Annotated in this window: 15 protein-coding genes; all 15 read right to left on the reverse strand. The window is 38.4% G+C overall.

All coding sequences use genetic code 11. The annotated features are described in order from the left end of the window. Window positions 1-12: 12 nt before the first annotated feature. On the reverse strand, window positions 13-1,992 hold the full coding sequence (gene uvrB / locus GX687_00585) for an excinuclease ABC subunit UvrB (protein HHX95952.1): 1,980 nt from the start codon (window positions 1,990-1,992) through the stop codon (window positions 13-15). Window positions 1,993-2,097: 105 nt separating this feature from the next. Beyond that, complete coding sequence (locus GX687_00590; GenBank protein ID HHX95953.1) at window positions 2,098-3,024, reverse strand: hypothetical protein; 927 nt, start codon at window positions 3,022-3,024, stop codon at window positions 2,098-2,100. 51 nt (window positions 3,025-3,075) lie between these two features. Continuing rightward, on the reverse strand, window positions 3,076-3,930 hold the full coding sequence (locus GX687_00595) for a hypothetical protein (protein ID HHX95954.1): 855 nt from the start codon (window positions 3,928-3,930) through the stop codon (window positions 3,076-3,078). A 90-nt stretch (window positions 3,931-4,020) separates the two neighbouring features. Continuing rightward, window positions 4,021-4,722, reverse strand: coding sequence for a hypothetical protein (locus GX687_00600; GenBank protein ID HHX95955.1), 702 nt, complete (start codon window positions 4,720-4,722; stop codon window positions 4,021-4,023). Window positions 4,723-4,797: 75 nt separating this feature from the next. Continuing rightward, window positions 4,798-6,051: a PDZ domain-containing protein gene (locus GX687_00605; protein HHX95956.1), complete on the reverse strand. Its 1,254-nt coding sequence runs from the start codon at window positions 6,049-6,051 to the stop codon at window positions 4,798-4,800. An 18-nt stretch (window positions 6,052-6,069) separates the two neighbouring features. Beyond that, on the reverse strand, window positions 6,070-7,215 hold the full coding sequence (locus tag GX687_00610; protein ID HHX95957.1) for a S41 family peptidase: 1,146 nt from the start codon (window positions 7,213-7,215) through the stop codon (window positions 6,070-6,072). Between the two features lie 324 nt (window positions 7,216-7,539). Next, window positions 7,540-8,166 (reverse strand): hypothetical protein, encoded by a 627-nt coding sequence (locus GX687_00615; GenBank protein HHX95958.1) that lies wholly within the window; start codon window positions 8,164-8,166, stop codon window positions 7,540-7,542. A gap of 21 nt (window positions 8,167-8,187) precedes the next feature. Further along, window positions 8,188-9,018 (reverse strand): hypothetical protein, encoded by an 831-nt coding sequence (locus GX687_00620; protein ID HHX95959.1) that lies wholly within the window; start codon window positions 9,016-9,018, stop codon window positions 8,188-8,190. 91 nt (window positions 9,019-9,109) lie between these two features. After that, entirely contained in the window at window positions 9,110-10,267 is a 1,158-nt protein-coding gene (locus GX687_00625) for a peptidoglycan DD-metalloendopeptidase family protein (protein ID HHX95960.1), read from the reverse strand. Between the two features lie 16 nt (window positions 10,268-10,283). Continuing rightward, the gene (locus GX687_00630) at window positions 10,284-11,171 is read right to left on the reverse strand and encodes an ABC transporter permease (GenBank protein ID HHX95961.1); all 888 of its coding nucleotides are present in this window, start codon (window positions 11,169-11,171) and stop codon (window positions 10,284-10,286) included. After that, window positions 11,172-11,852, reverse strand: coding sequence for a cell division ATP-binding protein FtsE (gene ftsE, locus GX687_00635; protein ID HHX95962.1), 681 nt, complete (start codon window positions 11,850-11,852; stop codon window positions 11,172-11,174). A 130-nt stretch (window positions 11,853-11,982) separates the two neighbouring features. Beyond that, window positions 11,983-12,918 (reverse strand): transketolase family protein, encoded by a 936-nt coding sequence (locus GX687_00640; protein ID HHX95963.1) that lies wholly within the window; start codon window positions 12,916-12,918, stop codon window positions 11,983-11,985. Between the two features lie 15 nt (window positions 12,919-12,933). Beyond that, window positions 12,934-13,755 carry a transketolase gene (locus tag GX687_00645; GenBank protein ID HHX95964.1) on the reverse strand — a complete coding sequence of 274 codons (822 nt, stop codon included), beginning with the start codon at window positions 13,753-13,755 and terminating at the stop codon, window positions 12,934-12,936. Window positions 13,756-13,762: 7 nt separating this feature from the next. Then, window positions 13,763-14,821, reverse strand: coding sequence for a peptide chain release factor 2 (locus GX687_00650; GenBank protein HHX95965.1), 1,059 nt, complete (start codon window positions 14,819-14,821; stop codon window positions 13,763-13,765). Between the two features lie 76 nt (window positions 14,822-14,897). Beyond that, window positions 14,898-16,073, reverse strand: a 1,176-nt coding sequence (locus tag GX687_00655; GenBank protein HHX95966.1) for a preprotein translocase subunit SecA, incomplete at its 5' end; no start/stop codon positions are given.

Raw genomic sequence — 16,073 nt, forward strand, 5'->3', positions numbered from 1 at the left:
TTCAACCTACCTTTATTTTACCTGAGCCCGTAATTCAAACAATAAATCTCTCAATTCGGCGGCTTTTTCAAAAGCCAATTCCTTTGCCGCCCCTTGCATTTCTTTTTCCAAACGGGCAATTAATTTCTTTTTTTCCTGCTGTGAGATCATAGTTAAATCAATCCCATATTCTTTTTCTTCCTCAGCAATTATCGTCGCCTCTAAAACATCTCTTACCCCTTTTTGCACAGTTTGCGGCACAATACCATGTTTTGCATTAAAAGCCTTTTGAATACTTCGCCGCCGTTCTGTTTCCGAAATTGCCCGCTGCATGGAATCCGTAATTTGATCCCCATACATTATTACCTTCCCTCTTACATGACGGGCAGCCCGCCCAATAGTTTGAATCAAAGAACGCCCTGAACGCAAAAAACCTTCTTTATCAGCATCTAAAATAATTACTAGAGAAACCTCTGGCAAATCAAGACCTTCTCGAAGCAAGTTTACCCCCACTAAGACATCAAAAACACCTAAACGCAAATCCCGCACAATCTGTATTCGTTCCAAAGTATTAATTTCAGAATGAAGATAACGAACCTTAATTCCCCATTCCCGTAAATAATCGGTTAAATCTTCAGCCATTTTCTTAGTCAAGGTAGTTATCAAAACCCGTTCCTTTCTTTTTTCCCTAACCTTAATTTCAGCTAAAAGATCTTCTATTTGACCTCTAGTTGGACGAACCTCTATTTTAGGATCTAACAAACCAGTAGGACGGTTGATCTGTTCCACAACTACACCACTTCGTTCAACCTCATATGAACGAGGAGTAGCCGAAACATAAACCACCTGATTTAATTTTTCCACAAACTCATTGAACTTTAAGGGCCGATTATCCAATGCTGATGGTAAACGAAAACCATGTTCCACCAAAGTAGTTTTTCGCGAACGATCACCAGCATACATAGCCCCAATCTGGGGAATGGTTACATGAGATTCATCAATCATCAATAAAAAATCACCTGGGAAAAAATCAATTAAAGTATAAGGTGGTTCACCCGGTTTTCTACCTGTTAAATGACGAGCATAATTTTCAATTCCCGTACAAAAGCCCACTTCCCGCATCATTTCTAGATCATAAGAAGTGCGCTGCTCCAAACGCTGTGCCTCCAATAATTTCCCCTGACTACGTAAGACCTGCAAACGCCCTTTTAATTCCGTTTCAATTGTTTCTAAAGCCCCCAGCATTTTCTCTCTACCAATAACATAATGATTAGCAGGGAAAATACTCACTTGCCTTCTTCCTGCAATCACCTGCCCAGTCAAAGAATCTACTTCCCCGATCCTTTCTACCTCATCACCAAACAATTCCACTCGAATTATTTTTTCCCCATGTGAAGCCGGAAAAATATCAATAACATCTCCTCTTACCCGAAAAGTACCTCGTACTAAATTAAAATCATTACGATCATACTGCATTGCAGTTAATCTGCGTAAAATAAACTCCCTTTCCACTAACTGACCTAAACGCAAAGCCAATGTCTGTTTTTCATATTCCTGGGGTGATCCTAAACCATAAATACAGGAAACACTAGCTACCACAATCACATCTTTTCTTTCACATAAAGCTGCGGTAGCCGCATGCCGTAATTTTTCAATCTCCTCATTTAAAGAAGCATCTTTTTCAATGTAAGTATCAGTATGTGGTAAATAAGCTTCTGGCTGATAATAATCATAATAGCTAACAAAATACTCCACTGCATTTTCCGGAAAAAACTCCTTAAATTCACTACATAACTGAGCAGCCAAAGTTTTATTATGGGCAATTACCAAAGTAGGTTTTTGCATTAAGGCAATTACCTGTGCCATTGTAAATGTTTTACCTGTCCCCGTGGCACCCAATAAAACCTGCTCTTTTTTACCCCTTATAAAATTCCTTACTAAAGCTTCAATAGCCGCCGGCTGATCCCCCCGCGGCTGATATTCTGAAATTAATTTAAATTTTCCCGGTTCCATTTACTTCATCCCTTAGATTAATCTCTAGCAACATTATAACATAAGCGTCAAGTAAGCCCATAAATTAAAACGGGTGGGAAAACTTCCCCACCCGTTTAATTTCAATTAACCCCGTTCAAAGGCCGGTCGAATATGTTTCATATTCAAATCAGTCCCATCTACCTCTGTACGTAAAGTTAAGGCACTATCCTTTTTATCCCCCAATGAACTGCGTTTTTCAGCAAGCTGGGCCAACCGTTTATCTAAATGACGAATTACCCGTTCGACACGCCCCGAGTCCCCCACCAATGCATCCAAACAACGTTTATATTCTTGTAAAAGTTCAGAGCGGTTCCCAACTTTACTTACCCTTCCATCGGCTGCCAGTACTACCCCCCGGCTATATTGAACTATTTTATCTTCTAAGCAGCGTTCCATATCGGTTATATCCTTAAAAAACTGTTCTTTGGGTTTCTTTCCTAAGGAAAAAAACGACAATGCATAGTTATCAACATCAAGCTCTAATAATTTATCCCTTACTTGTTTTTCCTCATTAATTAAAACAGTGCATATTTTTTGAGCTTCCTCAACAACCCGATTTGCCCCTAAAGCCTTGGCCCTTTCCTCCAAATCTTTTAAATCCTCTAACTCCCTCACATTTTCTTCCACATACTTTAAATAAAGCACATAAGAATTCGCCCAAAGACCCCGGTTAGTTGTTGGTCTTAAATTATATTTAATACTTACCGATTGTGCTAAAATATATGCTGCATGGACACCATTACTAGCATCGTGTTTTTCTAGAAATTTTCTCCATCTGCCAGGAAAGAAAAACTCTTGCCCGGTTCTTTCCATAAAACCTCCCTCAATCGCCTTATCAATTTCCTGCAATTTCTTAACCATTATATTTCTGATAACAAAATTCTTATCCTTTTTAATCGCCGGTGCTATGGCTTTTCGAAATAACTTAGCTAATTCCTTTTCAATTCCCACCTCATCAGCATTTTTACTCGCTTCTTCAACATCCTTCTTTAATTTTTCCCAAAAACTCAACCTTAATAACCTCCCTTATTTTCTCCTTCTCTCATTTTTTAAATAAATAACTTAAATTCTCTCTACCCCCCGCACCTCCTTAACCACGGTAGTAGTTTCCTCTCGCAGATTTTGAGCAGATACTGCTAGTTGATCCAAAGCACCGAAACGACTTTGCCTGGCCGAATCGGCAGCTAAAATAGCCTTTGCAATTTCTATTAAATTCCGACCACAATCTTTAAGTAAATGCCTATAGGCTGACAGTAAAGGATTCCGCCCCTGCTCAGTATATAAAGCTGCTTTAGTTTCCAACACACTTTTTACCATTTCATAATCCTTGCTAAAACTTTCCTTCTTCTTCTTATAAAAAATCCTTTTATAAGGACGATATTTTCCCGGATAAGCCTCATTAATCATTTTCCTAATTTTATTTTTTTCCGCAATCAAATTAGCTGCAGATAAATTAGCTTTATGAGCCAAATGATTAGCCCCTAAACGCCGTGCCGTACTTTCCAACTCTTTTAGACCAGTTACTTCTTTTTTAGTTTTGGCCCAATACTCCAAAAACTTCACTTTTAACTTTACCCATTTAACATCATTTGTTTCCTTCATTGAATCTAAATTTAAAGCCATTTCCTTAGCCAAATGTGCCGCTAATTCTATACCATCCTTAAAACCATATTTCCCTAAAAGAACTTGCCTTTCCTCAATTGAAGCCTGACCCAATATCTCAATTTCATCCATTATTTCTATTACTACCAACTCTTTGATTTCACGCAATTTAGTAGTAAAACTTATTTTATTTCCAATATTTAATGGCTTATAAATCCTCCGATAGGCATGTATAAACCGATCTTCCTCCAAGATTCCAAAATAAATTTCCCGAAATATCCATGCTTCCCTTTTTATATTTTCCAAGATACCCATATTTTCACCTCCTAAAATAGTATTTAGACTATATAGGAAAATTCAATTAACTACTGTTGTATTGTATCACACTAATTTAAAGTTGGCAAATCATCTTCTCAAACAAACCTCATTCCTGTTAATTGCCCTGCTCCTACGATTTGAGCGGAGTTTTTGGGCAGACTCCACTAATTCGACTAATTCTCTTTCCTCGGAAAGGCCCTTTCTTGCCAAAGAAACAAGCTTTCGCAAATTCATTTCAAGTAGATCACAAGCCTTGAACCATTCCTCTTGAAATATGGCCATTCCTTGATACCAACTTTGTCCAGGCTTAAACTTGTCCACCTTCTCTCGCAAAAGTTCCTCTTCTTTGTTTAATTTTTCCCGCTCCTCTTCATTTTTCAAGGTCTTTAAACATTTTTCTTTTTCATAACTAAACTGGGCCAATTTTACCTCTAGGGAAATCCATTTTTCTTCCTCAGTTAAACAGGGATTATAATAAGCATTTACATGTCCGGATACCTTTAATACGGCTTCCTCGGTACTAGATACCCCCAACTGAACTAGTAAATGTTCTTTTATTTCCCGATTAACCGTTGTTTCCCGATTATCAATTTTATCCGAAGCATCTAAAAGGATCAAATTAAAAGCTTTATCCAAGCGGTCCAAATTTTCCTTTTGAATGTGGGGATTGGTTTCATATTTCCTTACAATATTCTCTAAACCCCTAAAGAGGGTGCCTTTTTCATTCACCAGACGATAATTGTCACGCACACGCCGTGCGAAACCCCAAAAGCGTGAAAAAATATTCACCTTCCCCACCCCCTTTTTTGGAGACACTTCTGAAGTTATTATAACACTACTTTGCCTAATATTCAAATATTAACATCAATTCTTCCATTTTGCCAAAAAACTTTGCAATTCCACCCAGAACTTTTTTAGGGGGCTAACAGAAGTTAATACCTGTAAATAAGGGCCTATTTGACGGCCTGGCACAGGCAAAAAGCCCCACTCCATCCCTTTTTCTATAGTAAGTGTCATTTCTTTAATCTGCTCTTCAGCCAAATATTTTAATTTTAACTTCCCGCCTTTTTCCATATCTATAGCACTAATTTCCGTTTCACAGCTTAGTGGCTGTTCATTGATAGCCAATAAAACGTCCCCGGCTTTTACCCCAGCATTGGCTAAAATACCTCCCCGCTCTACCGCCAATATTTTCACCCCATTATCTACAGGCACAAAAAGCGGTTCACCACGTACCTCACGCCGACGGCCCCAATAAATAACCAATTCATGCCCACCAGGACCAAAAAGTGCAGCTAAATAGGCTAATGGAGGATAATAACCGGCCCCCAAAGCCAAACCTAAAAGAATAATACTATAAAGAGCCAATTCCCTACCAGCCAATTTTGTTTTCTCACGCGGTGTCATCGAGATAGCCACATCTCCATAACCTAAAATAGCCGGAATGGCCAACAAACTATAAACCACATCACCTTGCCATAAAGCAAATTCTGGTTTTAATAAAGGCCACCAATCCGGCATACTGACTACACCCTTAATAATTTGCGGATCAGGATAGATTCCAGCAAACAAAACTATTAAAGGTAGTGGCCAAAACTTTTGTAAATTATAACCCCCTACGAGGTGCCCCTCTTTTGTGGACACATAAATAGGCAAAACATTCATACTACCTGTAAAATAAATTAGAAAGGCCTCTACTAAATGCAAAATGGCTACCAAAGCCATTACCTGAGGCACATTGACTAGCTGTAATCCCCCCAGCAGCGAAATTAAAGAAAGTACACCACCAGCATAAGCAAAACACAAGAAACGCTGTTGAATTAACATTAGTACCAAAGCCGTAATTAGCAAATAGAAACCACCAATTTCATTTAATGAAATCCCCACCAATACCAATAAACAACTACCTAAAAACCCACCACTTATCCCCAAAAAGGCAGCCGTGATTGTTAAACGCCAGGGCGATTCCCCCGGCGTTTTAAACAAATCCTTTGTTGTCTGCGTCATTTTACGATACATAAAACCCACAATAATTAAGACAATCCAAAAAGCAGGTCGACAAAAACTAGCCCAAAAGCTGCTCCAAAGTAGGGGCAAGAACTCTTTCCAAGGAAACATTGTTTATGCCGCCTCCAATCATTCTTGACTATTTAATTGTTTACGTAAAATTTCCAGTGCCTTGTGTAATTGCAAATCCTGCCCAGTTTCACTTTCACTTACCTCAATATCCGGGATGATCCCTTTAGCCTGAATATCATGTTGTTTAGGTGTTAAATATTTTGCTGTTGTTAACTTTATGGCATCCTTCCCCCTTAACTCAATCAATACCTGCACTAAAGCTTTTCCAAAAGTTTTTTCTCCCACTAAAACTCCTGTTTCCGTGTCCTTTATGGCCCCAGCCAATACTTCCGAGGCACTAGCACTACCATTATTAATTAAAACTACCAAAGGCACACCCAATTCTATCGGCTGATTATTTAACATAGTTTCCATACGACCATTTTTATTAACAATATGCACTACTGGTCCTTCTGGAATAAAATAACGAGCTATATTTACTGCAGCCTCCAAATCCCCCCCGGGATTATCCCGCAAATCTAAAACCAATCCCCTTATTTTCTCCTGCTTTAATTTAGCTAAATGTAAACTTAAGGCTTCATCAGAATTACTGGCAAATAATTTAAGCCGCAAATAACCAATTTTACCGGGTAAAACCTGACTTTCTACTGTAGGTACATCAATAATAGCTCTGGTAACCGTGAAATCTTTAATCTCCCCATCCCGGAACACACTAATCTCTACTTTTGTCCCTGGTTCACCCCGCATTTTGGCCACAGCCTCATCAAGGTCCATTTCACTAACCAATTTTTGATCAACTTTAAAAATGATATCACCTTTTAATAAACCAGCTTTACTAGCCGGTGTGTCCTCGATTACCGAAAAAATTAAAAATTTATCATTTTCAGTACTAACATAAACACCTATTCCCCCTATTGAACCTTCGATATGCTGCCGAAACTCGGCATATTCTTCCTGATCCAAATAAACCGAATACGGATCCTCCAGGGCTTCTACCATACCCCGTACTGCCCCGGACATAATTTGCTTACCAGGAACCTTTTCTATATATTGAGTTTTAATTACCGCAGCTACTTCTAACATTTTACCGATATTCTGGTAGTTGGTAATAAAAAAAACACCTACACAGGCGGTAACTACAAAACTAAGCACCACTAAGATTGTAAAAAGAAACCTCAAAACTTGTTTTCGTTTTTCCGACAAATTCTTCACCCCTATAAAACTGCTTCCTAAGTCTAATGTATATTCCTATCTTATAGTATTCAGCACCCGAAAACAAGAAAAAGACGAGTAACTAAATTAAGTCCTCGTCTATCTACATAAATGTGAAATATTTTCCATTGTCTCGCGGTGAGGATAATACTCATCATCATACGACCCTATTTAATATAGGATGCTTAATAGCCTTATTTGCGGCTTTATAATGACGGAGGTTTGTTTTTAAGTCTTTAATAATATTCAGGTGAAAAAACAAGTCTCTCCCTGCTTAATTTTTGCTTATTAATATTTTTTAGTATACCAAGTCTTCTATCTAACTATTTCCCATTCCTTATTCTTAGCTTTTAACCGCTCCTGTGCTTTTAATAAAGGCGACTCACCCCGCTGATAATCACTCTTTCTAGCCTCTAGTAACTGCTTCAGCAGTAAATATTCTTGCTTGAATTTCAGTGGAGACTCCCTTGTAGAGAAATGCTTTACTGGTTTTAAATTATTCACCTTGACTATAAAACTTTCCCTTTCGGCCTCTATTTTTTCAAGCTCCTCTTGAGCTCTTTCCGCTAAATAATCAGCACGAATATTGCGGGCTTCTTTTTTAAATTCACTAAGCCTGAGCAACTCTTTTTCCGCACAAACTTGATATTCCCATAATTTCACTTGAATATCCAACCATAATTCCTCACAGGTACTCAATTGATTATGTTTATTTATTTTTTCACCCAAGGCAGCTAATGGTTTTAGCATTTCCAATCTTGAATAATCTTTCCGAATGAATATTTTACGGGCCATGGCTTCCCGAATCATCACTTCTTTTAAATCATTTAATTCTGCTTCCCCCACACCCGACATTTGACAAAACTTCTGCCAAACTGGCTCAACTTCACTAATTATTTCCCTTAAAACACCTCTTTTTTTTAAATCTACCCAAAAACTCAACCCAATCCCCCTTAAAACTTTCTAGCGGCCTTCAATAATTTCCCGCCCACTAACCTGCCTTTCAGAAGTTTTCTTCAACCCCCCGGAAGCTTGAGCCCAATCGGATAACCACTTCTGAAATTTACGTTGAGAAACCTCACTAGATTTTTGATACTTTTGCAATAAAGTCAAACCTGCATCTAAATAGGCCAAATTCTCACGATTAGGACGCTGTTGACTTCCATATAATTCAAACTGTTTGAGCCCTTCATTATAAAAGTCAATTTTTTCAGCAATCAAATTTTCCGCTTCTTTAATACCTTCAAATTGTATTTCTTCATCAAATTTAGGCCTTAAAGACCAAATCTTTTTAGCATATTCCTCTTTTTCATTAACTAATTTTTCAGCTGTCCGACGCAAACGCCCAGCCTGTATTTCATTATCATCAAAACAACATTCCATGGCTGAAACTTTTTTCACCGCCCGCTGATTCAACTCCAAATATTCTAAATACTGCAGCTGCAGTTTTACCCAAGGGAAACCATTTAAATAATCTGCCCCAATTTCAGCTTGCCAATCCTCGGCTATTTTAAGTAGTGCTTTTTCACGTGTATCCACCTCATATTTTTCCAAAAGCTTCTTTTGAGCCTTTTTAACCCTATCTGTTAATCCCCGCTCTTTTTCCATAACACCCCAATGACACAAGCGTTGATAATCATAGATTTGTTCAAGAAGTACCTTCCCTTGCAAATCTACCCCTTTCCATGCTAGTGCTTTCCGTAATTCCCGAACAAAAATCTTTTGGCGGTAACTTTCCCGGCCAATCTCCTGTAGTGCCCCGAAGGCCTTTTTTAAATCATTGACAAAACTCATACTTATCCTCCTTTTAACTCAACATTAATAATTATTTATATAATATTATACAATTCATATTATAAAAAAGCAAGCCCTAAAAAGCGGCTTTTTAAACAGCCTTTACATATTTTAACGGATCTTCAGGTTCACCATTAACTCGAATTATAAAATCCAAATGTGGTCCAGTACTCCAACCAGTACTACCTACCTTACCTATGGGATCACCCTTTAAAACAAAGTCACCAACTTTAACCAAATAAGCACTCAAATGTGAATACTGAGTAGAAATACCGCCCCCATGATCAAGAATAATGGCTTGTCCATACCCTCCCTTGTTGCCTACATAAATTACCCGACCAGTTTCCGAAGCTAATACCAAAGTCCCGGTTGGGGCTGCAATATCAATAGCCGGATGGAAACTTCTTTCCTTAAAAATGGGATGTGTACGCCAACCAAATGGGGAAGTAATCCGAGTGTGACCAGGTAAAGGCCAACCCATCTTTCCCGAACCGAGATAAGCCTCCTGATGTTCAGCTTGCCATTCTTTAATAAAACGATCAATACTTTTGCGTACTACCTCTAATTCTTTGATCGAACGTAAATATTCATCTTTTTGCTGTTCAATGGTTTTTAAGAGATTATTTTTTTGGCGCGACTGTAATTCCATCTGCCGTTGTTTTTGTTCCTTTTGGTTTTTTAAAAAATTATAATTTGCTACCTGTTCTTGCAAATCCGCCTTTTTAAGAGCCAATTCTTCACGAGTTTTATTCAATATCTTTAATTTTTGCAGATCACTTTCTGCAATTTTTTGCAAAAAATCAAAACGAGTTAAAAAATCCGTCCAATCTGTAGATTGAAAAAGTACCTCTAAAAAACTTACTTCCCCTTGTAAATAAATTTCATTCAAACGCGTATTAAAATAAGCGGTGCGTTCCTCTACCAAAAGAAGTGTTTTTTCTATTTCTTCTTGGATATTATTTAATAATAATTCGGTAATACTTATTCGATTACATAAAGTATTAACATCCTCATTTAAACTACAAATATTATTTTCTAAATCCCTAATTTGGCCTAAGACTTGTTTCCCTTCCCTTTCTTTATCCTTATACAGCTTTTCAAATTTCTCAATCGCTGCCTCAATTTCTTCCAATTCGGTCTTTTTTTGCTCTATTTCCGCATCTTCCAGTGCTCCCAAAGGCAGAGTCATTAGGAAAAAAATCATAATCATCCAGAAACATAATCTTTTATGTTTTGATAAAGTCATCATTTTCTTTCCTCCTAATTTACACCTTTAAGAAACGTCTTAAACTGATAGCACTGCCAGCAGCACCTAAAAATACTCCTAAAATTAATAACCATTTATAAACATGCAAAATTACATTTAACTCCTTTAATACCGGCAGAAAGTTTAAAGTTAAAATTACATTACGCACTAAATTGGCATAAAAAAGATGTAAGAATAAAATAGCAAGTATTGCCCCCACCAAGCCGACAATCATACCTTCCAAAAAGAAGGGCCAGCGAATATACCAATCTGTAGCCCCTACCAATTTCATAATGCCAATTTCTCTACGACGAGCAAAAACGGTAAGTCTAATACTAGTAGCAATCAAAAAGATGGCCGCCATACCAATCACAATTACAATAACTATCCCCACAGTACGCATCCAGTTAGTTAAAGCCAAGAGTTTTTCTACCAAACCCTGCCCATATCTAACCTTTTCTACCTCTTGGATTTTTTCCACTTCACCAGCTAAACGAGGCACATCTTCAGCCACTTTAGCTTTTAAACGATACATATCTGGCAAGGGATTATGTCCGCCAAGAGCTTCAATAATACTAGTATCATCCCCTAAACGCTGCTGAAGCCTTTCCAAACCTTCTTCTTTGGAAACAAATGTTACTTCTTCTACACCACCTAAGTTTTCAAACTTACGCCGCAGATTTAAAGCTTCATCTCTTTCCACTTCACTTCTTAAATAAGCGTTAATTTCCAATTCCGATTCCATTACTGTTGCCAAATGCTGCGAATTTAAAACTAATAACCAAGCACAGCCTAAAATTAATAAAGAAATAGCTACTGTAGCCATCGAAGCTAAACACATCACTTTATTCCTTTTCATGGAACGCAGGGCATCCCGAATCGAATATTCAAAACTGCTTAACCTCACTTAATACCCGCCCCTTTCTTCATCACGAATAAGCTGGCCGGCATCTAGTGCAATTACCCGTTTTTGCATTCGATTAACAATGTCCCGGTCATGAGTGGCAACAATTAATGTAGTTCCCCGTTTATTTATTGCTTGAAAAATATTCATAATTTCCCAAGAAGTATCTGGATCTAAATTCCCAGTAGGCTCATCAGCAATCACAATTAAAGGATTATTAATAATTGCCCGTGCAATACAAACTCGCTGCTGTTCTCCCCCGGAAAGTTGATGAGGGTAATTTCCCAATTTATCGGCCAAACCTACAGATTCTAAAATAGCGGGTACTTGTTCCCTTACTTCCTGTTTAGGTCTTTCAATAGCTTCCATGGCAAAAGCCACATTTTCATAAACCGTTCTTTCCATCAATAAACGAAAATCCTGAAACACAAAACCAATTTTACGACGATAATAAGGGATTTCCCGCTCCCTTAATCGGGAAACACTTTTCCCGTTAACCAAAATTTGCCCATCAGTAGGCAGTTCTTCTCTAATTAATAAACGGGTTAAAGTCGATTTCCCAGCCCCACTCGGACCTACCAAAAAAACAAATTCCCCCCTAGTAATATGTAAACTTATATCCTGAAGTGCTTTCACTGTGACTTCACCCTGATACGTTTTAGAAACATTAAACAATTGAATCATATTCACACCCCAAATTTCAGACAGTTTAAAACATAATCTTTCGCCTTTCACCAATATACATTTATTTCGACAAGTAAAAAAAAATCCCTGCTTAAAAACAGGAATTCAGCGTGGTAAAAACTTGTAGGTTTTATTTTCTTCTAATTACTCTTCTCACCGCTTCTTTAATATTGACTGCCCGCAAGCCATACTTTTCCAACAATTCATCAGGTTCACCTGATTCACCAAAAACATCTTTAACTCCTACTCTTTCTAAAGGTACTGGACAATTTTCGCCAACAACCTCTGCTACCGCACTTCCTAAACCACCAATAATACTGTGTTCTTCCGCGGTAACTAGTGCCCCAGTCTCACGTGCTGCCTGCAAAATAGCCCCTTCATCAAGTGGTTTCAATGTGGACATATTTAAAACTCTTACAGCAAATCCTTCTTCAGCCAACTCTTCCGCAGCTAACAAACTTTCAGCCACCATAATTCCACAAGCAATAATAGTTGCTTCCCGGCCTTCACGCAGCAGAGTAGCCTTCCCCAATTCAAATTCGGCTTCTTCCGGATAGATCACTGGCACAGGAGCCCGTCCCAAGCGTAAATAAGCTGGACCTTTTTGAGCAGCCACCGCCCAAATGGCTTTTTCCGCCTCAATGGCATCTGCGGGTACAATTACTTGCATATTGGGTAAAGCACGCATAATAGCCACATCTACAATAGCCTGATGTGAAGCACCATCAGCCCCCACAGTTAAACCAGCATGACTGGCGGCAATTTTAACATTTAAACAAGGATAAGCAATAGAATTTCGAATTTGTTCAAAGGCCCTTCCTGTAGCAAAAATAGCAAAAGTGCTGGCAAAAACAATTTTACCGGCAGCCGCTAAGCCAGCAGCTGTACCCATTAAATTTTGCTCGGCAATGCCCATATTAAAAAATCTTTCAGGATTATATTTACAAAATTCATAAGACCTTGTAGATCTAGATAAATCTGCATCCAAAACCACCATATTGGGATACTTCGTACCTAGTTTGGCTAAGGCCTTACCATACCCCTCTCGTGTAGCAATCTTTTTCATTACCCTGCTCCTTCCCTAAACTAATTCAGCTAAAGCCCTGGCTGCTTCCTCTTGACTTGGTGCATTACCATGCCAATCCAATTGATTTTCCATAAAAGAAACACCTTTACCTTTGATTGTGTCAGCAATAATTATTACCGGCTGTCCCACAACCTTTTTAGCCTCTACTACTGCCTCACTTATTTGCTCCCAAGAATGACCATCAATACGTCTTACTTGCCAACCAAAAGCCCTAAATTTATCTTCTAAAGGTTCGGGAGACATCACTTCTGCAACCGGACCATCAATCTGTAAACCATTGTAATCTAAAAAGGCAATTAAATTATCCAAACGATAGTGAGCCGCGGCCATTGCCGCTTCCCAAACTTGACCCTCTTGACATTCCCCATCCCCCAAAAGAACAAAAACGCGATAAGTTTTACGATCCAATTTTCCGGCTAAGGCCATCCCTACAGCAGTAGAAATACCCTGACCTAATGAGCCTGTGGACATGTCCACTCCAGGTACTTTGTGCATATCAGGATGACCCTGTAGTGGATAATTAATTTTCCTAATTTGTTTTAGCTCCTCTTTCGGGAAAAAACCCTTTTTAGCTAAAACCGCGTACAGAGCAGGTGCTGCATGACCTTTACTTAAAACAAAACGATCCCGTTCCGGCCATTTAGGATTTTCCGTATCTACACGCATTTCAGCAAAATAAAGATAAGTAATAATTTCCACTGCCGAAAGCGATCCCCCCGGATGACCCGACCCGGCTTCAGCCAACATTTTAATAATTTCTCGACGTATTTCTTTCGCTATTTCCCCCAATTCCCCCCAGGAAATTATTTTTTCCATGTTCAACTTACCCCCTATTTTTGGCATTTAAACGTAAAAAAGCATCAATAAAAGGATCTATCTCACCATCCATGACACGATTTACATCACCAATTTCCACACCGGTTCGATGGTCTTTTACTAAACTATAAGGATGAAAAACATATGAACGAATTTGATTACCCCAACTAATTTCACTTACTGCCCCACGCAAATTTTCTATTTCTTTTTCTTGTTCACGTCTTTTGAGTTCCCACAACTTAGCTTTAAGAATTTTTTCACAGGCCTGTCGGTTTGCATTTTGGGAACGCTCATTTTGACACTGAACCACAATTCCTGTAGGTAAATGAGTCATACGTACCGCTGAATCAGTTTTGTTGACATGTTGCCCCCCTGCCCCACTAGCCCTATAAGTATCTACTTTAATTTCTTCGCTATTTAAAACTATTTCCGGAAGGGCATCATCCACCTCGGGTAAAACATCAACTGCAGCAAAAGAAGTATGTCTTCTCCCAGAAGCATCAAAAGGTGAAATTCTTACTAAACGATGTACTCCTTTTTCCGCTTTTAATAATCCATAAACATTTTCTCCTTTGATTAATAAGGCTGCTCTTTTTATACCAGCTTCCTCACCAGCAAGATAATCCAAACTTTCAACCGAGAAACCTTTTTGTTCAGCCCAACGAGTGTACATCCTCAAGAGCATATTTGTCCAATCTTGTGATTCCGTACCACCTGCTCCAGCATGTAAAGAAAAAATAACATTATGGTCATCATATTTACCCCGGAATAAAAGCTCCAATTCCAAAGCAGCCAAATCCTTTTCTACCTTTAACAATAGTTCTTCGGCCTCTTTTAAACATTCGGCTTCTTCTTCGCCCAATTCATATAAAATTTCTATTTCTTCAATTTGTGACCCCAACTCCTGATACTTTTCCCAGCTATTTTTTAAACAAGTAATTCTTTGGGTAACTTTTTGGGCTTCAACCACCTCATCCCAAAAGTCGGGTCTAAGCAGTTTTTTTTCCAATTGAGTAATTTCTCTTTCACAACTTGCTAGGTCAAAGAGACCTCCCAAGCATACCATATTTTTCTTTTAAAAGATCTATTTTACCTTCCTCTTTATATAATTCCCAAGTCATCTTCTAATTCCTCCTTTACTACTAAGCCCCACAACAGCGTTTGTATTTTTTTCCACTACCACAAGGACAAGGTTGATTACGACCTACCTTGTTTACCCGCCGCTGTCCACTTGTTTTCGGTTCTTGATAACGATTTTCCACTAAATTTTCCCTTTCTGTCGGCCTTTCTACAAGAGATACATGGTAAACATACCTAACTACTTCCTCCTGTATTTCGGCAATCATCATTTGAAACATCTCATAAGCTTCATATTGATATTCCACCAAAGGATCCCTTTGTCCATAGGCACGTAGCCCAATCCCCTGTCTTAACTGGTCCATAGCATCTAAATGATCTTGCCATTTCTGGTCAACAACTCGTAATGTCACTAGACGCTCTATTTCCCGCATATTTTCCGTGCCTACTTCTTTTTCACGCTGCTCATAATGGGCCAGGGCTTTTTCCAGAATTAATTCCCTTACTTCGGTTTCATGCATTTTAGCCAGTTCCTCGGCAGATAAACAATCTAATGGTAAAAATAATTGACTGGCTTTTTCCAGCAAATTCACCCAGTCCCATTCTTCCGGATAAATACTCCCACCAGTATAAGCATCAATCGTTCTTTCCACAACCTGAGTAATCATTTCTATAATATTATTTTTAATATCAGCACTCATTAAAACTTCTCGTCTTTGTCGATAAATAACTTCACGCTGCTGATTCATCACATTATCATATTCAAGCACATTTTTCCTTAAATCAAAATGATAGGCTTCAACCCGCCTTTGAGCATTCTCAATCCCACGGGTAATCATTTTATTTTCCACTGGTTGGGAATCATCCATCCCTAGTCTATCCATTAAACCCATAATATTTTCCGAACCAAAAAGACGCATTAATTCATCTTCCAAAGAAATATAAAACTGACTAGACCCCGGATCACCTTGACGACCGGCCCTTCCTCTTAATTGATTATCAATACGACGACTTTCATGTCTTTCCGTACCAATAACATGTAAGCCGCCCAAAGCCACAACTTTTTCATATTCTGCTTGTGTTTCTTCTAATTTTTGAGCATATAACTTTTGATATACCTGGCGAGCCTTTAAAATTTCTTCATCTTTAACCTCACTATAACTAGCTGCGGCTTCAATCAAAGCCGAATCATAACCTTGTTCCAACATATCCTGTTTAGCCAAATAAGCGGGATTACCACC

Source organism: Clostridia bacterium, assembly GCA_012841935.1.
Classification (GTDB): Bacteria; Bacillota; Peptococcia; order DRI-13; family DTU073; genus DUTS01.

Coding starts and splice junctions, on each gene's coding strand:
- GX687_00620 (HHX95959.1), bottom strand. CDS start 9,018: ATGAGTTTTGTCAATGATTTAAAAAAGGCCTTCGGGGCACTACAGGAG.
- ftsE (HHX95962.1), bottom strand. CDS start 11,852: ATGATTCAATTGTTTAATGTTTCTAAAACGTATCAGGGTGAAGTCACA.
- GX687_00605 (HHX95956.1), bottom strand. CDS start 6,051: ATGTTTCCTTGGAAAGAGTTCTTGCCCCTACTTTGGAGCAGCTTTTGG.
- GX687_00625 (HHX95960.1), bottom strand. CDS start 10,267: ATGATGACTTTATCAAAACATAAAAGATTATGTTTCTGGATGATTATG.
- GX687_00650 (HHX95965.1), bottom strand. CDS start 14,821: ATGGTATGCTTGGGAGGTCTCTTTGACCTAGCAAGTTGTGAAAGAGAA.
- uvrB (HHX95952.1), bottom strand. CDS start 1,992: ATGGAACCGGGAAAATTTAAATTAATTTCAGAATATCAGCCGCGGGGG.
- GX687_00595 (HHX95954.1), bottom strand. CDS start 3,930: ATGGGTATCTTGGAAAATATAAAAAGGGAAGCATGGATATTTCGGGAA.
- GX687_00640 (HHX95963.1), bottom strand. CDS start 12,918: ATGAAAAAGATTGCTACACGAGAGGGGTATGGTAAGGCCTTAGCCAAA.
- GX687_00645 (HHX95964.1), bottom strand. CDS start 13,755: ATGGAAAAAATAATTTCCTGGGGGGAATTGGGGGAAATAGCGAAAGAA.